We start from the raw sequence: 19,397 nt of genomic DNA on the forward strand, positions 1-19,397 counted from the left end.
ACCGCGAAGCCACGCCCGGCAAGGGTTTCAACATTTCCCCCACGCTATTATCTCACCCAACTTTTCCCATCCTCGCCACGTAAAATAGAATACTTGTTTTAAATCATATAATTAAAACTTTAAGCGGTAAGGTTAGAAAAAGCGAAACTGAAATTTAGTGAAATTCTTTTCAATCTTTTCAGTTGGGATTTTCAGCCAGAACCCCAGCCACGGCGCGGGCTGGCGCTAGGGTTTGTAGGAATTTAAAACTGAAATAAGTTTATAAAGCAAAGTGTGCAGGCGGGTGCGGTGTAGTGCCGTTTCTGTGGAGGGAATGTTTATGTCTTAAAGGAATATTGGCTAGGAATTTATGAAAATTTATAGAGGTGGTAGTTGAATTTTATATGAAAAATTAATCAAATTTTATGTCTGAAATTTAAAGAAAACTATATCAAGATAGAAGATTGCTTTAAATCGGATACCACGTTATAAAATGTAGTATCCGATTAGTGCTACTTAAAATTACTTCTCATCAGAAGATAGTTTGTTTTTCATGATAGCATCGCTCCAAGCTGATAACGTCCGGTCATCACTATCATTGAAGAAACTATTTGCTTCATTTAGCAGATTCCCATCTTTTGATAATTCTCTAATTAAGTAATTAATAGATTTTTCTTTTCCATTGAGGCCTGCACTAGCTTTTCCATTAGTATCTAGGAAATATTTTATTTTTCGTACTGTTGAAGCTGAATTCTTATCTTTTAAATATACATATACATTCATTAGTTTGTTATGAAATTTATTTCCATTTACTTCTTCCTTTTCAATTATCTCGATGGATTTTTTATCGTAGTGTGAGACATTTTCAGGCTTTACCTGCCGTTTTTTTATTACCGGAACAAGGAGTTCTAGACTCGATAAAGTATCTGTATCCTTTATCTTTTCAACTAGACTTATAAAAGTATCAATGCCGTGTTTATCTATTTGACGGCATAGATCAATTAATAATTTCAGCTCGTTATTTGTCATTACAACCCCGCTCTGCGTCCAAATTCGTCTGCGAATTCCCGGAAGTTATCACATTGGACAGTTCTTGCATAGGATGTCCCAAAAATTGGTTTTCCTTCTCTGGCTCCTTTAGGGTAAGAGCGTGAATAAGGAATTTCAGAGTCAAAGATCGTCCAGTTATTTTTTATGGCCATCGCTTTAACTTCATTTTTTGATTTGTTTTCTTCTGGAATATATCCTTCAGTTCCGTTAAAAATAATACCTAATACTTCTAACTCATTTTCATTATACTCATCTAAAAAACTCTCAACGGAACTTTTGAGCAAAGGTAAACCAATTGTAGATAAATATTCAGGCTTGACTGGTACGAGGATATAATCACTGGATATATAAGCTGCCGTTGTAAGCATTGATTCTGTTGGTGCACAGTCAATCAAAACAATATCATAGTCATCTTTAACTTCATTAAGTAATTTATTGAGTAAGTGTGGTCTCTGCGATGAGCTTTTTAAAGAAAGAGATAGTTCTAATCGAGATGGAATTAAATCTATTTGACCACCACCTCGATACTTCACAATATTACGAATTACTTCAGTGGCTTTTATTTTTTTTCCCACTTTATTTGTTGGCGTTTTTGTATGTTGTTCGAATATATCCCAAATTGTCGGTTTCCCATCTTCTAACATTTTATTGTATTTATTAACACCGACTAAATACTGGCTAGCATTGAATTGAGGATCGAGGTCAACTACTAATACTTTTTTCTTCCAATTACTATATGCAGCTAAATGCCATGCAAGATTTACTGATAGTGTTGATTTACCCACACCACCTTTCATATTGATTAATGATACAACTTTGGCCATGGAAGAACTCCTTATCTTAAAAATAAATAATTTAGTAAAGAAGAGTGACTATTTTGTTTTATTACAAAAATATTATAATTTTCAATTACATTACTGTATGGAAGAGGATATTACTATTATATTCATATAACTTTTTTAACTGTTTGTTTTATTTATTAATTTGTTCCCATACCACTGCAACATATCCCGACGCCCTTCAAGATATTGTGCATGGTTATAAGTTCCACGGATGGAATTTTTATCAACATGGGCAAGCTGGGTTTCAATCCACGCACTGTTATAGCCTTTCTCATGCAAGATAGTGCTCATGGTGTGACGGAAACCGTGACCGGTGGCCCTGCCATGATAACCCAGCATCTTGATCACTTTATTGATACTCGCTTCACTCATTGGCTTACCGGCGTCATTGCGGCCGGGGAACACTAACTTATAATTCCCTGTCAGCACCTTGAGCTTTTCAAGTATCGCTAAGGCCTGTGTGGAAAGCGGCACAAGGTGAGGGCGGCGTTTCTTCATCCTTTCTTTGGGGACTTCCCACAGAGCATTATCCAGATCAAATTCAGACCATTCAGCGGCCCGTAGCTCGATAGTTCTTACGCCCGTGAGCATTAACAACTGGGTGGCATATTTGGTCAGTTTACTGCCTTTATAGTTATCCAATGCCTGAATAAATTCGGGTAACTCACTTTCAGTCAGGAAAGGGTAATGGCCATTCTTGGGGCGGTTTAGTGCGCTGGCCAGATCAGGGGCTGGGTTATAAGTGGCCCGCCCGGTCACTACGGCATAGCGGAAGACTTCACCACAGCGCCGCCTGATTTTTCCGGTGAGTTCCAGTGCGCCGCGCTTTTCAATGCGTTGCAGAACGGTCAGTAGTTCTAACGGTGCTATCTGGTCAATTGGGCGCTTGCCGATATAAGGAAATACGTTGTTATCGAAGCCACGCATGACGGTATCCGCATATTCTGGTGTCCATGTCGCAAGTTTGGAGGTGTGCCATTCGCGGGCAATATCTTCAAAGGTATTTTTAGCCGGATACTTTAAGGCAATCTTTTCCGCTTTACGGGCATCACTGGGGTTGGTGCCATTGGCTAAAGCTGATTTTGCTTCTTCACGTTGGCGGCGAGCATCAGCCAGTGATACGGGGCCATAGACACCAAATGAAATCATATGAGCCTTGCCGCCAAATTGATAACGGAAACGCCAACCTTTCACTCCATTAGGGGAAATGATGAGTGATAAGCCTTTGCCATCATTGAGTGTATAAGCCTTGTCTGTCGGCTTGGCGGATCGGATTTTGAAGTCATTTAGCAGCATTTTTGTATAACCATAAGATCGAACCTAGCGTTATACAACATTCTATACAAGTTTTGCGTAGCTGTTACGGGTATTTTTGAGATTTCTTTGGACGTGGATTTTTATAACACAGTTGTTTTTAAAGGTTTTTTAGACTTTATTGAACATCTTGAGAAGTGCTAATGGTGTCCCCGACTGGAATCGAACCAGTAACTAGCCCTTAGGAGGGGCTTGTTATATCCGTTTAACTACGGGGACCCGGTCATCGGCTGAGTGGTTGCCGGTGAAGTGTGCTGCCGGGGTATTATACGCATTTTGAGCCAGATAATAAGCAGTCGACTGCCTGTTTGGTTACTCTGTCACCAACTTAGGGTGAAAAAGTAGTGGTTACTACAAAAAGACAATAATTTATGACGATATCTTACGTTCTGTTGGGTGTTTGGGAAAGGAAGGGCTGAACTGCCCCGAGGCCATAACAGATTGAAAAACGATAAAAATAGTATGGCTTCGGAGCAAATGGCAGGTTACGGCATCAGCTTTTCTTAACAAACTCTGATTTTAACTTCATTGGGCCAAACCCATCAATTTTACAATCGATATTATGATCCCCTTCAACCAAACGGATGCCTTTCACTTTAGTACCGATTTTCAGCGTTGAAGAGCTGCCTTTCACTTTCAGATCCTTAACCACTGTCACTGAGTCACCATCAGCCAACAAATTACCATTGGCATCTCGTACCACCAGGTCGTCTTGCGACGTTGCAGACGGGGTGCTTTCCGACCACTCATGACCACACTCCGGGCAATTCAGTTGTTCCCCTTCTTGCCATGTAAATTCAGAACTACATTTTGGACAGTTTGGTAAATCCTGCACGGTAACCTCTTGAAATTAAATTGAATAAATATTAAAAAGTGATAAATAGTAAACTACTATAGCTATGATCACATATTTTAGACTTTTTATCACGTTTACCTGCGGTTATTCCTGTGACGATGATGGCTTTTGGGCTATTTCGTCACCTTTTTAGGCTGATGTGTCATGTCGCTTCGGATCTGCGCGTGGCTTATCAACGCAAAAATAAAAGTGCCACCAATGATGTTACCCGCGAGTGTTGGCAGAGCGAATGGATAAACAAATTGTTGCCACGGCAAAGAACCGTTAAACACCAGATAGAAGATTTCTACCGAACCGACAACGATATGTGTCAGGTCGCATAATGCAACTAAATAGGTCATCAGGAAGATCAACCAAATCTTGGCTCCCTCAGCCGAGGGTATCATCCATACCATCGTGGCAATTATCCAGCCAGAGAATATCCCATTGGCGAACATCTCGGCCGGTGAGTTTTCCATGACCCCTTGTGCGAGTGTCCTCGTCGAATACCGGCATATGAATAAAGGAGTAGGCCGCCAGCCCGGTACCTATCAGGTTGCCTAATAACACCAACCCCCATAGTCGGAATAATAGAATAAAATTTCTTAAACTGGGTTTTTGCATGATGGGCAGCACAGGGGTGACAGTATTCTCAGTAAATAGCTGCTGACGCGCCATGATAACAATGATAAAACCGAAGGTATAACCGACATTTTCCAGTAAAAAACTGGCTGGATTGTCAGGTAACCTGGCATGGAAAATACCTTTGCTATCAGGGAAGCCCCCATCGAAAGTCCGGCAGCGATGGCTGACCACAGCAGCGCAAAGCTATCACGTTCTAATTCTTTTTCACCATCAAGGCGGATGAGTTCATGAATTGCTGCCGCTTTCGAGGGCAGCTTCTTTTCATTAACTTCAATCTCTTTTCCCTGTTTTTGTTCATCACTTCCTACTTTCAGTTCCCCCTTATTCTGAGACGGTTTCTCATCATCCATCAGGCTCTCCCAATTGACAGCGAAAATAATTGATATGGGTTAATCACAATAAAATGAGGAGATACTAAAGTAATAAGCGTAGTCCTAATTATTGTTTACGGAAGGAAACCAGGGAGGCAATCAGTGGATAAAATATCTACGTGATGTAACATAAAAAGTAACAAAACTTTAACTTTGTTGTTTTTTTCTACAGAAAATTGATCTTATGCCGAATATTACCCCTATATGGGTAGTGGGAGTGTTAGGCCCACGCTACGTAAGGATTCGGCCTTATGTTATCATTCGGTTTTCCCATAATTATAACCCTGACGAATGGAAAGAAATCCTTCATGCTGGAAGCTAAAAATCTGACCTGTGTCCGAGATGAACGAAGCTTATTTCAACAGTTAAGTTTCTGTGTGGCGGCGGGAGAGATAGTGCAGGTTGAAGGGCAGAATGGCGCGGGGAAAACCAGCTTATTGCGGATTTTAGCCGGGTTGGCCGATGCCGATGAAGGGCAGGTGTACTGGCAAGGGGCGAACATCCGCCGTGATCGTGCCAAATACCATCAGGATTTATTGTTTTTGGGCCATCAGCCGGGGATTAAATCGGTACTGACCCCGTTTGAGAATTTGGCATTTTATCAGTCGGTATTTCAGCCAGCGGACAGCGCCGCTATTTGGCAGGCGTTGTCGCAAGTTGGGCTAGTGGGTTACGAAGACCTGCCTGTGTCGCAACTCTCCGCTGGGCAGCAACGTCGGGTCGCATTGGCCCGTTTATGGCTGAGTCAGGCACCGCTGTGGATCTTGGATGAACCGCTGACGGCGATTGATAAACAAGGTGTTAGCACATTACTGGATCTGTTTGTGCATCATGCTGCTAACGGGGGCATGGTGTTGCTGACTACCCATCAGGATTTACATGGCGTTAGCCAGAATGTGCGTAAGATCCGTTTAACCAACGCGCAGGAGAACTAATGTTTATCAGCGTGTTGCGCCGTGAATTAAAGATAGCGTTCAGAAAAGGCGCGGAAATTGTTAACCCGCTCTGGTTTTTCCTGATCGTCATCACGTTATTCCCGCTGGGGATCGGCCCTGAGCCGCAATTACTGGCGCGTATTGCGCCGGGGATTGTCTGGGTGGCTGCGTTGTTAGCGTCGCTGCTCTCGCTAGAGCGGCTGTTTCGTGATGATTTTTACGACGGCTCGCTTGAACAACTGCTGCTGTTGCCCTCGCCGCTGCCACTCACGGTATTAGGCAAAGTGTGTGCTCACTGGGTGGTGACTGGGCTGCCGTTACTTATTTTATCGCCGCTGGTGGCATTGCTCCTTTCTCTGGATAGCAATACCGCCATCGCAATGGCGCTGACGCTACTGCTGGGCACGCCAACATTGAGTTTTATCGGGGCTATTGGGGTAGCTCTGACGGTTGGGTTACGCAAAGGCGGTGTGTTGTTGAGTTTATTAGTTCTGCCGCTGTATATCCCGGTGTTGATATTTGCTACCGCTGCCATTGATGCAGCATCGATGTCGATGCCGATTGATGGTTATCTGGCCATTCTGGGGGCGATGCTGGCAGGGAGTGCAACGCTTGCGCCTTTTGCTACAGCGGCGGCGTTGAGAGTCAGTGTGCACTAACTATTTATATTTGATGCCATAAAAAGAAGTCGTAAAAAATACATATTTTCAAAAGGTTAAATACGGTAGCCAACGCAGTCAGAGCAGATTGTGCGCCGTACCTTGCAGCGGTATTACCGCTGCGGCAATGTCAGCCCAATTTTTACAGTGAGCAATGAAAAATGTGGAAATGGTTTCATCAATTCGCTAAACCCGAGCGACTTTATCAGCTATGTGGCCGGTTTATCCCGTGGCTTGGCATTGGGGCATTTGTTTGCCTGATCGTCGGCTGGGTGTGGGGATTCGGTTTCGCCCCTTCGGATTATCAGCAAGGTAACAGTTTCCGCATCATTTATTTGCATGTTCCGGCGGCGATATGGTCGATGGGCATATATATGTCGATGGCAATCGCTGCGTTTGTCGGATTGGTGTGGCAAATGAAAATGTCTGATAACGTTGTTGCGGCGATGGCTCCGGTTGGAGCGGTATTCACCTTTATTGCGCTGGTCACTGGCTCTGCGTGGGGCAAACCGATGTGGGGAACCTGGTGGATTTGGGATGCCCGCTTGACCTCAGAGTTGGTGCTGTTATTTCTCTATCTTGGCGTAATTGCGCTGTATAACGCCTTCGAAGACCGCAAGCTGGCGGGGCGGGCTGCCGGCATTCTGGTGCTGGTGGGCGTGGTCAATATACCTATCATTCATTTCTCCGTGGTGTGGTGGAACACCCTACACCAAGGTTCAACCAATATGCAGCAAAGCATTGATCCCAGTATGCGCTCACCGTTGCGTTGGGCGATTTTCGGTTTATTTGCTGTTTTTTGCCACGCTGACATTAATGCGTTTGCGCAATCTGATTTTGCAGCAAGAGCGCCATCGCCCTTGGGTTGCCGCCCTGTTACGTAAGGAGCCACGCATATGACCCCAGCCTTTGACTCGTGGATGGCTTTTTTTATGATGGGCGGTTATGCCTTTTATGTCTGGCTGGCGGTAGCGGTTACCGTCTTATCTCTGCTCGGTTTGTGGGTACACACTTGCTGGCAGCATAAACAGCTATTAGCCGATATTCAGCGCCGCCAGGCCAGAGAACAACGTATTCGTCAGGCACAATTAAACCAGACAAACAGCGACATCAGTTTGCAGGAGAAACAACCGTGAATCCACGTAGGAAAAGCCGGCTCTATTTGGCCATTGTGGTGCTGATCGGTGTCGGTCTGACCGTCACTTTGGTGCTGTATGCGTTGCGTTCAAATATTGACTTGTTTTATACGCCTGGCGAAATTCTGCAAGGGAAAGGTGAGCGCCATGAGAAGCCAGAGATTGGCCAGCGCCTTCGGATTGGCGGCATGGTGATGCCTGGTACGGTGAAACGTGATGCCAAGACGTTGGAGGTGAGTTTTAAGGTCTATGATGCCCGTGGTGCGGTCACCGTCACTTATACCGGCATTTTACCGGACTTGTTCCGTGAGGGGCAGGGGGTGGTAGCACAAGGGGTATTCGCCGAAGGTAACACTATCAATGCTAAAGAAGTCTTAGCCAAGCATGATGAAAAATATACGCCGCCAGAGGTTGAAGAAGCGATGAAAGAGAATCATACCCGCCCGGCTGCGGCCTATGGTGAGGGCAATGCCTCATGATGCCTGAAATTGGCAGTTTCTTATTATGTTTGGCGCTGGCAATTTCGCTATTGCTGAGTTTGTATCCGCAGTGGGGAGCCGCGCGCCAGGATGCTCGCATGATGGCCGTGGGCCGGCCGCTCACCTACGGCATGTTTGCCACCATCACCCTGTCATTTATATGTCTGGTATATGCATTTGTAGTGAATGATTTTACCGTCTCCTATGTGGCGGCGAACTCAAACTCGCAATTACCGGTCTATTACCGTATTGCTGCCACCTGGGGAGCACATGAAGGCTCGCTATTACTATGGGTATTACTGCTGAGTTGCTGGTCACTGGCCGTTGCGCTGTTTAGCCGTTCGATGCCTGAAGATGCGGTGGCTCGCGTGTTGTCAGTGCTGGGGATGATTACCGGCGGTTTCTTACTGTTCATTATTCTGACCTCAAATCCGTTTAGCCGCACCTTGCCGGGGTTCCCGATTGATGGTGGCGATTTGAACCCACTGTTGCAGGATGTCGGGTTGATTTTCCATCCTCCTCTCCTTTATATGGGATATGTCGGTTTCTCGGTCGCTTTCGCTTTTGCCATTGCCTCATTAATGGCCGGCCGCTTGGACAGTGCCTGGGCGCGCTGGTCGCGGCCCTGGACACAAGCGGCATGGGTGTTCCTGACCATGGGGATCGTACTGGGATCGGCGTGGGCTTACTATGAATTAGGCTGGGGTGGCTGGTGGTTCTGGGATCCGGTGGAAAATGCCTCCTTTATGCCGTGGTTGGCCGGTACTGCGCTGATTCACTCACTGGCAGTTACCGAGAAGCGTGGCACCTTCAAAGCGTGGACGGTATTGCTGGCGATTACCGCATTCTCACTGTGCTTAATGGGCACCTTCCTGGTGCGTTCCGGCGTGCTGGTTTCAGTACACTCCTTTGCCTCTGATCCGGCGCGTGGCATGTTTATCCTCGCCTATCTGGTGATTGTCATCGGTGGTTCGCTCCTGTTGTATGCGGTAAAAGGCGCACAAGTACGCAGCCGTACACAACATGAGGTGTTCTCGCGTGAGACTTTCCTGCTCAGTAACAATGTGTTGCTAATTGCCGCGATGCTGGTGGTGTTACTGGGTACCTTGTTGCCGCTGGTTCACAAGCAGCTTGGGCTGGGCAGTATTTCAATCGGAGAGCCGTTCTTTAATACCATGTTCACCTGGTTGATGGCACCGATGGCGCTGCTGATGGGGATTGGGCCATTGGTGCGCTGGCGCAGAGACGAACCCAGTAAGCTATGGGCGCGTTTGGGCGTAGCGCTGGTTGTCACGCTGTTGTTATCGATATTGGTACCGTGGCTGATGCAGGACACCATTGCCGGTATGACGGTGGTCGGGTTGATGATGGCCATTTGGGTCATTATCCTGACATTGATGGAACTGCATGAGCGAGCAACACATCGATATAGCTTCTGGCGTGGCCTGACTCACCTTTCCCGCAGCCACTGGGGAATGGTGCTGGGCCATCTTGGGGTTGCCGTCACGGTGATAGGCATTGCTTTTAGCCAGAACTACAGTGTTGAGCGAGATGTGCGCATGAAGGCCGGTGATAGCATTGATATCCATGATTATCACTTCGTTTTCCGCGATGTTCACGATATTAAAGGGCCGAACTATACCGGTGGTGTTGGTATTATTGATGTCACCCGTCATGGCAAGGTGGAAGCCACCTTACATGCGGAAAAACGCTATTACAGTGTCTCCCGTTCAATGATGACAGAAGCTGCCATTGACGGCGGTTTTACCCGTGACCTTTACGCCGCGCTAGGTGAAGAGTTGGATGATGGCTCATGGGCGGTACGCTTGTATTACAAGCCATTTGTGCGCTGGATATGGTTTGGCGGGGTATTTATGGCCCTCGGCGGCCTCTTCTGTATGTTCGATCCACGTTATCGGATGAGTAAAAAGCTAAAACGCGCGGCCGCATCGGAGGCAAAATAATGAAAGCACCGACTTCATTTAATAAGCTGATGTTTATTCCGCTGGTGCTGTTTTTGCTGCTGGTGGTGGCGTTTTTAGTGCAACTGACCCGTAATGCCAATGGCGATGATCCGACGATGCTGGAGTCTGCACTGATTGGTAAACCCGTGCCCGCGTTTAAACTGGAATCCCTTGATAAACCGGGTAAAATCTTTGATCAAGCGGTATTGCATGACGGCAAGCCGATGTTGCTCAACGTCTGGGCAACCTGGTGCCCAACTTGCCGGGCGGAGCATCAATATCTGAATAAACTGGCCGCGCAGGGCATCCGCGTGGTTGGGCTGAATTATAAAGATGATCGCGGCAAAGCGGTGCAGTGGCTCAATTCGCTCGGTAACCCATATGCGCTGAGTTTGTATGATGGTGATGGCATGTTGGGATTGGATCTTGGTGTCTATGGCGCACCGGAGACTTTCCTGATCGACGGTCAGGGTATTATCCGTTATCGCCATGCCGGTGATCTCAACGATCGCGTTTGGTTGCAGGAAATTTTGCCGCTGTATAACAAGTATCAGGGGGGCGCATGAGGTTACTTAGCCTAATGTTTGGCTTGATGCTGAGTTGCAGTGTGTTCGCCGCGATCGATACGTATACTTTCAAATCAGAGGCGCAGGAGCAGCAGTATCGTGAACTGACCGAGCAGTTGCGCTGCCCTAAGTGTCAGAACAATAGCATTGCTGATTCTAATGCCATTATTGCTGCGGATATGCGCGCCAAAGTGTATGAACTGCAGCAGCAGGGAAATTCCAAACAGCAAGTTATTGATTATATGGTGGCCCGCTACGGTAATTTCGTAACTTATGAACCCCCCGTGACTGCCGCGACCTTGATTCTCTGGGTCGGCCCGATACTGTTTGTGTTGATGGGGACGACGATAGTGATATTGCGCGCTCGGCGTCGGGTGGAAAAAGAAGCCCCACTTTCAGCGCAAGAGCAGCAGCGGCTACAAGATTTGTTGTCTGAAAAAAACGTACAGGCTGGAAAAAATGTGCCGGTCCGACAAAACCCCACTGACAGGAAACAACCATAATGGCATTTTGGTTAATAGTGATCATTTTGCTGGCGGTCGCGGGTGCCTTATTCGTCATTCCGGCCATGCGACAAAATGCGAATACCCCAGTAACCACCCGTGATGAGCTAAATAAGGCGATTTATCAGGACCGGTTATCTGAACTGGCAGAAGATGAAGCGCAGGGCGTGGTAGCACAACGGCCTGAGCTGATTAAAGAGCTGCAACAAAACTTGCTGACCGACATCCCACAACCAGAGGGTGCTCAAAGCAGCATCACTCAACTGCCATCGGCTGGCGAAATAGGCCCAATCAACCGTTGGGCATTATTACCCGGTGTGGTGGTTATGGTGGTTGTTGCTGTGGGGTTATATCTGAAAACCGGTGGGTTGGCTCAGGTGCAGGCATGGCATCAGGTTGAGGCGCAAATGCCTGAGTTGCGAGCCAGAGTCGCTAACGAACGGGCTGAACCTTTGACAATGGAAGAGGTGGCACGTTTAGGGCTGGGGCTGCGCACCTCATTGCAGCAGGATACAGGTAACGTCAACGACTGGATGATGCTGGGGCGAGTGGGGATGGCGCTCAACAATGCGACAACCGCAACGCAAGCTTTTGCGAAAGCATATCAGTTAGCACCCGATAATGAAGAGGTCAGACTCGGCTATGCCGAAGTGCTGACTCGCTCCAATGATCCGCAGGATAATCAGTTAGCTACCCAGATGTTGCGCACAATGGTTGGGCAAAATCATACCAATCTGCGTGCGATGAGCTTATTGGCTTTTAATGCTTTTGAACAGGGTGATTTCAAACAAGCCATTGGTGCGTGGGAAGTTATGCTAAAATTGTTGCCTGCTGGTGATTCTCGCGTCGACGTGATAAAACGCAGTATTGCGCAAGCCAAATCGCAGGCAGGGCAGGAAACAGCTACACTGGGAATAGAGGTATCATTATCTTCAGATGCCGCCCAAAATTTACCTCGACGGGGAACACTGATTATATCGGTAACCGACGGTACAAATCCGATACCGGTTGCTGTAAAGCGACTGCCGCTGAACCGTTTCCCGCTATCAATTACGCTGGATGATAGCAATGCAATGATGCCTGAGCGTTTGCTCTCATCCTTGCATCAGGTGAAAGTGCGTGCACGTATCTCACTGGATGGCACTGCCAATCCGCAATCTGGCGACTGGTTCGGTGAGAGTATGGTGCAGGACTTTAATGGGGCGGGGCAGTCAGGCAATCAAAAAGTAGGTATTCAACCTATTAGTGTTCAGATAAACAGACAAACCCCTTAAGTGAAAGGGGCTAGCAAGATTTCATGGAGAAGAATATGAACTACCGCCTGACTGGGCTGGCTTTTGCAACCGTGCTATTAGTAGGGTGCGCCAGTAGCTCGCCGGATCACATGGAGCAGGGGCGCTCGGATCCACTCGAAGGTTTTAACCGGGCAATGTTCAATTTTAACTATGAGGTTCTTGACCCTTATATTGTCCGCCCGGTGGCGGTTGTTTGGCGGGATTACGTGCCACAGCCAGCACGTAATGGCACGAGTAACTTCCTCAGCAATCTGGAAGAGCCAGCCAGTATGGTGAATAGCTTCCTGGTCGGTGATCCGTATAACGCCATGAAGCACTTCAACCGCTTCTTCCTAAATACCATACTGGGGATGGGGGGGCTTATCGATGTTGCCAGTATGGCTAACCCAAAACTGGCTAAACAAGTTCCTCATCGCTTTGGGAGTACGTTAGGTCATTATAATGTCGGTTACGGCCCTTACGTGGTACTACCGGGTTATGGTAGCTTTACGATCCGTGAGGATGGCGGTAACGCGGTTGATTACGTCTATCCGGTGCTGAGTTATCTGACGTTCTGGATGTCGGCGGGCAAATGGATGGTTGAAGGCATTGAAACCCGGGCGCAGTTGTTGGATTCGGATGGTTTGCTGCGTAACTCATCAGACCCTTATTTGATGATGCGCGAAGCTTACTTCCAACGTAATGACTTCCTGGCGAGCGGTGGCCAATTGAAAGTAGAAGTTAACTCGAATGCTCAAGCTATTCAGAACGATCTGGACAGTATCGATTCAGCCAACTGATATCGCTTCTGACACTAGTCGATAAAAAAGCGCCTTGCGGCGCTTTTTTATCGACATAATCCGAGAAATAATCGGTTATTAGAATGTGTAGTTAAAGTTCACGCCGTACAGCAGTGCAGTACCTTTAGAGTCAAACTCATAGGTTGTTGCGCCCAATGCTGTAGGGGTTTTTTCCTTGATGTGCACGTTCTGGCCGTGCATATAGGAAATACCCACGTCAACAGAGGCATCTTTGTTGAAAGCGTAGGTCGTACCGGCACTGATCCAGAAACGATCTTGGTCTGGAATCGAGATGGTACGGTTATCTGCGGGAACCGGGCTATCATCAAAGGCGATACCGGTACGGAAGGTCCAACTGTCATCGTAATAATAGGTGGTACCCAGCGCAATACGGTAGGCGTCTCTAAAGCCTTCATGCTTTTCAAACAGTGTCTGGCCATTCGTACCGGTTGCTTTCAGTTCTTGGAACTGGCTCCAACTGGTGTACGCCATGCTGTAGTGAATCGCCCATTGTGGTGCTACTTTGTTGTAGCCGGACACTTCCCAGACTTCAGGCAGATTCAGGGTTAGAGCACCAGGGACTGTTTGACCGCCCAATCCACCTGCTTGGCGAGGTAATTGGTTACTGTAATCGCCATCAAAATCAATTTTCACTTTGGAACGATAGGTGAAGCTATAACGGTTTTCTTTATCAACTTCATACAGAACCCCCGCATTCCAACCATAGCCCCATTTTGTCCCTTCCATACGGGTGACTTCAGTACTGTACGGTAAACGACCGCCACCGGCTTCACCGAGATGACGCACAATCTTGGCATCGGCATAAACCGCATCAAAGCCTAAACCGAAGCTGAAGTTTTCATTCAGACGGTAAGCCGCGCTTAGATTCAGGTTAGCGGTTTTCAGGTCAGTCTCGCCACCCAATGAGCCGGCGACATAGTCATCATTGAATTTGGTCGCCAGGCCGTAGTTTGAGGTACCGGACGCACCAATCGCCCATTGTTCATTTAATGGCATAATAAAGTGGATATTCGGTATCCACTCTGATGGTGCGATATTGTTGGCATTAGTGCTTCTGCCGCTTGGTGACGTCCCGCTGATGTCAACGCTTGGATCAACATAAACGAAGCCGCCAGAGAAAGAAGGGCGATCGAACAAAGTCATTGCGGCGGGGTTGCGGCTACCAACAGATGCGTTGTCGGCAACAGCGCCTTCACCAGAGAAAGAGCGTCCCAAGGCAGCGGCTGAATATTCATTCAACTGAAAGCCGGCCGCAGAAACGTTCGAAGAGATGATTGCCACTGCAGCTGCCAGAGCTGATCGGGTAAACAGGTTTTTCTGGTTCATGACCAAAACCTCATTATTTTAATTAATGTTACATACCGTAACAAGAGAATGCGGGATTGTAGGGTCCGTTTTCGGTCAGACAAAGCAGACCAGTGGCTGAAGTATAGGTCTGACCTGTGTGAGTGTTGCAAGTATGTTTTGTGATTTGTTCAATTTCAATTGCAAAAAATAGACGTAGTTAACAAAAATCTCACAATTTAGCAGCAATTATTACATTATTGATGAGCGAACAAACAATTTTAGTGTGATTTCCGTCACTTAATAGGCTTATAAACAGTAAGTCCTAGTGCCTTGCGCATTGCAGTAGTAAAATGAAGAAAGAGAAAATATTTTTGTGCCATGTCTGTTTTGTGCGAGTTAATCGGCAATAGGACTTATTTTGAAATGTCCGTTGAGGAGAATTGAAGATGTCAGATGCAAGTATTCGATCAACAAACAATCGCTGTAGCGCTGAAGAAACTGCCGCTTGCTGCTGCGTCGATGTCGGCACGATAATGGACAATACTGACTGCACAGCCTCTTACAGTTGCGTGTTTGATAACCGTGCTGAAGCTGAAACCATGCTGAAATCGTTGAGTGAAAAAGCGCGTGCGGTTGAATCCGACCCTTGTCTGATTGAGCATACGTTGGAAGAGACGGACGGCGGTGTTCGTTTAACCATTGATTTCACTTTTGCTTGCCAGGCAGAAACGATGATTTTCCAGCTTGGGCTGCGTTAAGGTCTAAGCAAGCACTTTAAGCAAAAAAGTGAGACAAATAATACCAAGCGCGAAGCTAATTGCTTTGCGTTTTTTTTTAATCATTCCTCGCGTGAATTTATTTAGCTAGCTTTATCATCTTAACGTGATGTTATTTTGCCTCACAGAATTTCCCGCCGGTTTTTTTGTTCTGAAAAGTTGCTCCTGCTCCCACTTTCCTGTTCTGTCGGTTTGCCAAATGTAAATGTTTGGTTAACAATGATGGGATCAGGTCAGACCTGTTATTTATTACTCTTTAGTGAAAGCCACTTTTATTTATCAGGAGCGTTTATGAGTAAGCCATTACCGCTAGTGACGCACCAGGGCGGTCGCATTGCAATAGTCAGCGGCCTGCGCACTCCTTTTGCCAAGCAGGCAACTGCTTATCATGGCGTACCGGCTGTAGACTTAGGCAAAATGGTCGTAAGCGAATTGATGGCCAGAAGTGGGGTTGCTCCTGAGTTAATCGATCAACTGGTGTTTGGCCAGGTGGTACAAATGCCTGAAGCGCCTAATATTGCCCGCGAAATTGTGTTAGGTACCGGTATGAGTGTTCACACTGACGCATACAGCGTCTCGCGTGCCTGTGCGACCAGCTTTCAGGCGGTAGCCAATGTAGCTGAAAGTATTATTGCCGGTTCAGTGACCGTCGCGATAGCCGGTGGCGCAGATTCTTCATCGGTGTTGCCTATCGGCGTGAGTAAAGCGCTGGCGCGAACCTTGGTCGATGTGAATAAAGCCCGAACTTTATCCCAACGGCTGACATTATTCAGCCGGCTGAAGCTGCGTGATCTGCTGCCGGTCGCTCCAGCAGTAGCAGAATATTCCACCGGTTTACGGATGGGAGACACCGCCGAGCAGATGGCAAAAACCTATGGGATAAGCCGTGAAGATCAAGATGCTTTAGCTCTGCGCTCCCACCAAATGGCGGCACAAGCTTGGCAGCAAGGGTTATTACATGATGAAGTGATGACCGCCTACATTCCGCCGTACCGAGATGCTATTTCTGAAGATAATAATATCCGCAAAGATTCTACATTGGCGCAATACGCCAAATTGCGCCCAGCGTTTGATCGCCAACACGGCAGTGTCACTGCGGCGAACAGCACCCCGCTGACGGATGGGGCCGCTGCGGTCATGATGATGAGTGAGTCGAAAGCCAAAGCGTTGGGGTTACAGCCGCTGGGATATCTGCGCAGTTTTGCGTTTTCCGCCATTGATGTCTGGCAGGATATGCTGTTAGGGCCATCTTATGCCACGCCGTTGGCGCTGGATCGTGCCGGTATTACGCTGGCGGACTTGACCCTGATTGATATGCATGAAGCATTCGCGGCACAAACACTGGCAAACTTGAAAATGTTTGCCAGTGATACTTTTGCCCGTGAAAAATTGGGCCGAAATCATGCGATTGGTGAAGTTGATATGAGTAAATTCAACGTCTTAGGTGGATCAATCGCTTATGGGCATCCTTTCGCCGCAACGGGGGCGCGGATGATTACCCAAACATTGAATGAATTGCGCCGTCGTGGTGGTGGATTAGGGCTAACCACCGCCTGCGCTGCTGGTGGCTTAGGTGCAGCGATGATTCTGGAGGTGGAGTAATGAGCCAGGAAGATATTATCCATAACAGTGATGATGTGCTTATGCCAAAGGCAATAGCACCAGCGACTTCAGTATTTACCCTCAGTGTGCGGCCAGACAATATTGGTATTATCACCATTGATGTTGTGGGCGAAAAGGTAAATACCTTAAAGGCTGAATTTGCTGAACAAATCACCGAGATATTGCAACAAGCGCAGGCCTTATCCGGATTGCAGGGGCTGGTAATTATATCTGGCAAACCAGACTCATTTGTTGCTGGTGCGGATATCGCCATGATTGCCGCTTGCCGTACGGCACAGGATGCTCGGGTATTGGCACAAAAAGGGCAAGCAACGCTGGCACAAATCGCGGCCTTTCCGGTGCCGGTGGTTGCTGCTATCCACGGTGCTTGTTTGGGCGGGGGGCTGGAATTGGCTCTGGCTTGTCATAGCCGAATTTGTTCTCTGGATGATAAAACGGTGCTTGGATTGCCGGAAGTGCAGCTTGGCTTACTTCCCGGTTCGGGGGGAACGCAACGTTTGCCACGTTTGATTGGCGTCAGCAAGGCGCTGGATATGATACTGACCGGCAGGCAGGTTCGCGCGCGTCAGGCACTTAAAATGGGGCTGGTGGATGATATCGTGCCACTGGATATCTTATTGGATGTCGCTATCGCACGCGCCAAGGCTGGCTGGCTTGACCGCCCAACACTGCCGTGGCAAGAGCGTTTGCTCAGTGGCCCGCTGGGTAAGGCAATATTATTTAACGTGGTGCGTAAGAAGACACGGGCGAAGACCAAAGGTCATTATCCTGCAACTGAACACATTATTGATGTGATACGCAAAGGCCTGGATCATGGCGGCCCGAGCGGTTATGAAGCTGAGGCCAGAGCATTTGGTGATTTGGCGATGTCCCCTCAATCTGCCGCATTACGCAGTTTGTTCTTTGCCACCACCTCGCTGAAAAAAGAGACGGGGGGGGCGGCACAACCTCGTGCTATCCATCGTGTTGGCGTCTTAGGCGGCGGTCTGATGGGTGGCGGTATTGCCAATGTAACCGCTACCCGTGCGGGTTTGCCGGTGCGAATTAAAGATATCAACCCACAGGGAATTAATCTGGCGTTGAAATATACCTGGGATGCGCTGGGTAAACGGGTGCGCAATAAGAGAATGCGCCCGGCGGAGCGGCAGCGCCAGATGATGCTGATTTCCGGTACTACCGATTATTGCGGTTTTGATAATGTAGATATTGTTGTTGAAGCAGTATTTGAAGATTTAGCATTGAAGCAGCAAATGGTTGCCGATATCGAGCGTGTCGGTGCGCCACACACTATTTTTGCCTCCAATACGTCCTCGTTACCCATTAGCCAGATAGCCGCACAAGCGCAGCGGCCAGAGCAGGTAATTGGTCTGCACTACTTTAGCCCGGTAGATAAGATGCCACTGGTAGAGGTTATTCCTCATGAGAAAACCAGTGAAGAAACTATTGCTACTACAGTCGCTTTGGCTCGAAAACAGGGTAAAACAGCCATTGTGGTAGCTGATCGTGCCGGGTTCTATGTAAATCGTATTTTGGCTCCTTATATCAATGAAGCCGCGCGCTGTTTGCTAGACGGCGAGCCTATCGATTCCATCGATAAAGCGTTGGTGGACTTTGGTTTTCCGGTTGGCCCGATTACGCTGCTTGATGAAGTGGGAATTGATGTCGGGACCAAAATTATGCCTATCTTGGTTGAGCAATTAGGGCCACGTTTTGCAGCTCCGCCCTCTTTTGAGGTGATCTTGAAGGATGGGCGCAAAGGGCGGAAAAATGGCCGTGGTTTTTATTTATATCCAAAAGCGGTATATCCAACTACGCAAACCAAAGGCTTTACGTGGAAGAGACGCCCGCCAAAACAGGTGGATGTAAGTGTTTACACTCTTCTGGGCATCACTCCGAAGGCTCATCTCGAAGCCACGGTGATTGCACAGCGTTGTACCATGATGATGTTGAACGAAGCTGTGCGCTGTCTGGATGAGTCTATTATTCGTAACCCGCGAGATGGGGATATCGGCGCGGTGTTCGGCATTGGCTTCCCGCCGTTCCTCGGCGGCCCTTTCCGTTATCTGGATAGCCTGGGGGCGGAGAAGGTGGTAAAAACGCTTCAGTTATTGACGCAGCAGTATGGCGAGCGTTTTGAGCCTTGCCAGCGGTTGGTGACAATGGCGCAGCAGCAGCAGCTATTTTATCCACAGGAAACGGCACCAGCAGAATAGACAATTTAGGCCACTTATTGAGTAATTTGATGACTAACGTTAAGTGGCCGAACGTCTATAATTAAGAGTGTGAGCAGGATCACCACCTGTAATTCTTAGCGCTAAGGTGGCTGTACACACGGGGC

General features: G+C 47.7%; 17 protein-coding genes, 1 tRNA gene and 2 pseudogenes. 13 read left to right on the forward strand and 7 right to left on the reverse strand.

Features of this window, described 5'->3' with window-relative positions; translation table 11 throughout:
• Window positions 1-501: 501 nt before the first annotated feature.
• The 6 genes and pseudogenes from YALDO0001_RS10435 to YALDO0001_RS10460 form a co-directional block, all read right to left on the reverse strand.
• Window positions 502-1,008 (reverse strand): hypothetical protein, encoded by a 507-nt coding sequence (locus YALDO0001_RS10435; RefSeq protein ID WP_042839760.1) that lies wholly within the window; start codon window positions 1,006-1,008, stop codon window positions 502-504.
• Window positions 1,008-1,853, reverse strand: a complete 846-nt coding sequence (locus YALDO0001_RS10440; RefSeq protein WP_004702854.1) for a ParA family protein — start codon at window positions 1,851-1,853, stop codon at window positions 1,008-1,010. Before YALDO0001_RS10440 ends, YALDO0001_RS10435 begins: the two co-directional genes overlap by 1 nt.
• Before the next feature lie 135 nt (window positions 1,854-1,988).
• Window positions 1,989-3,167 (reverse strand): tyrosine-type recombinase/integrase, encoded by a 1,179-nt coding sequence (locus YALDO0001_RS10445; protein WP_004702856.1) that lies wholly within the window; start codon window positions 3,165-3,167, stop codon window positions 1,989-1,991.
• A gap of 162 nt (window positions 3,168-3,329) precedes the next feature.
• Window positions 3,330-3,404: transfer RNA gene (locus YALDO0001_RS10450), tRNA-Arg, on the reverse strand.
• Between the two features lie 274 nt (window positions 3,405-3,678).
• Window positions 3,679-4,020, reverse strand: a complete 342-nt coding sequence (locus YALDO0001_RS10455; RefSeq protein ID WP_042839761.1) for a zinc ribbon domain-containing protein YjdM — start codon at window positions 4,018-4,020, stop codon at window positions 3,679-3,681.
• Between the two features lie 134 nt (window positions 4,021-4,154).
• Window positions 4,155-5,015 (reverse strand): annotated as a pseudogene (locus tag YALDO0001_RS10460) (formate/nitrite transporter family protein).
• A 329-nt stretch (window positions 5,016-5,344) separates the two neighbouring features.
• Here YALDO0001_RS10460 and ccmA point away from each other — a divergent pair.
• The 10 genes and pseudogenes from ccmA (at window position 5,345) to mlaA (ending at window position 13,352) form a co-directional block, all read left to right on the forward strand.
• Window positions 5,345-5,971, forward strand: a complete 627-nt coding sequence (gene ccmA / locus YALDO0001_RS10465) for a cytochrome c biogenesis heme-transporting ATPase CcmA (RefSeq protein WP_042839763.1) — start codon at window positions 5,345-5,347, stop codon at window positions 5,969-5,971.
• The gene (ccmB, locus tag YALDO0001_RS10470) at window positions 5,971-6,630 is read left to right on the forward strand and encodes a heme exporter protein CcmB (RefSeq protein ID WP_004702864.1); all 660 of its coding nucleotides are present in this window, start codon (window positions 5,971-5,973) and stop codon (window positions 6,628-6,630) included. The genes ccmA and ccmB overlap by 1 nt, the downstream gene beginning before the upstream one ends.
• Window positions 6,631-6,791: 161 nt before the next feature.
• Window positions 6,792-7,530: pseudogene (locus tag YALDO0001_RS10475) on the forward strand (heme ABC transporter permease).
• Entirely contained in the window at window positions 7,527-7,766 is a 240-nt protein-coding gene (gene ccmD / locus YALDO0001_RS10480) for a heme exporter protein CcmD (protein ID WP_042546499.1), read from the forward strand. Before YALDO0001_RS10475 ends, ccmD begins: the two are co-directional and overlap by 4 nt.
• A complete protein-coding gene (gene ccmE / locus YALDO0001_RS10485) occupies window positions 7,763-8,245 on the forward strand; it encodes a cytochrome c maturation protein CcmE (RefSeq protein WP_042546498.1) in 483 nt (160 codons plus the stop codon). Before ccmD ends, ccmE begins: the two co-directional genes overlap by 4 nt.
• The gene (locus YALDO0001_RS10490) at window positions 8,242-10,209 is read left to right on the forward strand and encodes a heme lyase CcmF/NrfE family subunit (protein WP_042839764.1); all 1,968 of its coding nucleotides are present in this window, start codon (window positions 8,242-8,244) and stop codon (window positions 10,207-10,209) included. Before ccmE ends, YALDO0001_RS10490 begins: the two co-directional genes overlap by 4 nt.
• Entirely contained in the window at window positions 10,209-10,775 is a 567-nt protein-coding gene (locus tag YALDO0001_RS10495; RefSeq protein WP_042839765.1) for a DsbE family thiol:disulfide interchange protein, read from the forward strand. Before YALDO0001_RS10490 ends, YALDO0001_RS10495 begins: the two co-directional genes overlap by 1 nt.
• A complete protein-coding gene (locus YALDO0001_RS10500; RefSeq protein ID WP_042839767.1) occupies window positions 10,772-11,278 on the forward strand; it encodes a cytochrome c-type biogenesis protein in 507 nt (168 codons plus the stop codon). Before YALDO0001_RS10495 ends, YALDO0001_RS10500 begins: the two co-directional genes overlap by 4 nt.
• A complete protein-coding gene (gene ccmI, locus YALDO0001_RS10505) occupies window positions 11,278-12,552 on the forward strand; it encodes a c-type cytochrome biogenesis protein CcmI (RefSeq protein ID WP_004702871.1) in 1,275 nt (424 codons plus the stop codon). Before YALDO0001_RS10500 ends, ccmI begins: the two co-directional genes overlap by 1 nt.
• Before the next feature lie 35 nt (window positions 12,553-12,587).
• Window positions 12,588-13,352: a phospholipid-binding lipoprotein MlaA gene (gene mlaA, locus YALDO0001_RS10510; protein ID WP_082039554.1), complete on the forward strand. Its 765-nt coding sequence runs from the start codon at window positions 12,588-12,590 to the stop codon at window positions 13,350-13,352.
• Window positions 13,353-13,430: 78 nt separating this feature from the next.
• Here mlaA and fadL read toward each other — a convergent pair whose 3' ends face one another.
• Window positions 13,431-14,699, reverse strand: a complete 1,269-nt coding sequence (gene fadL / locus YALDO0001_RS10515; RefSeq protein ID WP_004702874.1) for a long-chain fatty acid transporter FadL — start codon at window positions 14,697-14,699, stop codon at window positions 13,431-13,433.
• A 407-nt stretch (window positions 14,700-15,106) separates the two neighbouring features.
• Between fadL and YALDO0001_RS10520 the strand changes: the two genes are divergently transcribed.
• From YALDO0001_RS10520 to fadJ, 3 genes are all read left to right on the forward strand, one after another.
• Window positions 15,107-15,418: a YfcZ/YiiS family protein gene (locus YALDO0001_RS10520; RefSeq protein WP_042839769.1), complete on the forward strand. Its 312-nt coding sequence runs from the start codon at window positions 15,107-15,109 to the stop codon at window positions 15,416-15,418.
• 309 nt (window positions 15,419-15,727) lie between these two features.
• Window positions 15,728-17,038: an acetyl-CoA C-acyltransferase FadI gene (fadI, locus tag YALDO0001_RS10525; RefSeq protein WP_042839771.1), complete on the forward strand. Its 1,311-nt coding sequence runs from the start codon at window positions 15,728-15,730 to the stop codon at window positions 17,036-17,038.
• Window positions 17,038-19,272, forward strand: coding sequence for a fatty acid oxidation complex subunit alpha FadJ (gene fadJ / locus YALDO0001_RS10530; RefSeq protein ID WP_004702879.1), 2,235 nt, complete (start codon window positions 17,038-17,040; stop codon window positions 19,270-19,272). The genes fadI and fadJ overlap by 1 nt, the downstream gene beginning before the upstream one ends.
• Window positions 19,273-19,397 lie beyond the last annotated feature (125 nt).

This window comes from Yersinia aldovae ATCC 35236, assembly GCF_000173735.1.
Classification (GTDB): Bacteria; Pseudomonadota; Gammaproteobacteria; order Enterobacterales; family Enterobacteriaceae; genus Yersinia; species Yersinia aldovae.

Coding starts and splice junctions, on each gene's coding strand:
- YALDO0001_RS10445 (WP_004702856.1), bottom strand. CDS start 3,167: ATGCTGCTAAATGACTTCAAAATCCGATCCGCCAAGCCGACAGACAAG.
- fadI (WP_042839771.1), top strand. CDS start 15,728: ATGAGTAAGCCATTACCGCTAGTGACGCACCAGGGCGGTCGCATTGCA.
- YALDO0001_RS10500 (WP_042839767.1), top strand. CDS start 10,772: ATGAGGTTACTTAGCCTAATGTTTGGCTTGATGCTGAGTTGCAGTGTG.
- fadL (WP_004702874.1), bottom strand. CDS start 14,699: ATGAACCAGAAAAACCTGTTTACCCGATCAGCTCTGGCAGCTGCAGTG.
- YALDO0001_RS10440 (WP_004702854.1), bottom strand. CDS start 1,853: ATGGCCAAAGTTGTATCATTAATCAATATGAAAGGTGGTGTGGGTAAA.
- fadJ (WP_004702879.1), top strand. CDS start 17,038: ATGAGCCAGGAAGATATTATCCATAACAGTGATGATGTGCTTATGCCA.
- YALDO0001_RS10490 (WP_042839764.1), top strand. CDS start 8,242: ATGATGCCTGAAATTGGCAGTTTCTTATTATGTTTGGCGCTGGCAATT.
- ccmB (WP_004702864.1), top strand. CDS start 5,971: ATGTTTATCAGCGTGTTGCGCCGTGAATTAAAGATAGCGTTCAGAAAA.
- YALDO0001_RS10435 (WP_042839760.1), bottom strand. CDS start 1,008: ATGACAAATAACGAGCTGAAATTATTAATTGATCTATGCCGTCAAATA.
- ccmD (WP_042546499.1), top strand. CDS start 7,527: ATGACCCCAGCCTTTGACTCGTGGATGGCTTTTTTTATGATGGGCGGT.
- ccmA (WP_042839763.1), top strand. CDS start 5,345: ATGCTGGAAGCTAAAAATCTGACCTGTGTCCGAGATGAACGAAGCTTA.
- YALDO0001_RS10520 (WP_042839769.1), top strand. CDS start 15,107: ATGTCAGATGCAAGTATTCGATCAACAAACAATCGCTGTAGCGCTGAA.
- mlaA (WP_082039554.1), top strand. CDS start 12,588: ATGAACTACCGCCTGACTGGGCTGGCTTTTGCAACCGTGCTATTAGTA.
- ccmI (WP_004702871.1), top strand. CDS start 11,278: ATGGCATTTTGGTTAATAGTGATCATTTTGCTGGCGGTCGCGGGTGCC.
- YALDO0001_RS10495 (WP_042839765.1), top strand. CDS start 10,209: ATGAAAGCACCGACTTCATTTAATAAGCTGATGTTTATTCCGCTGGTG.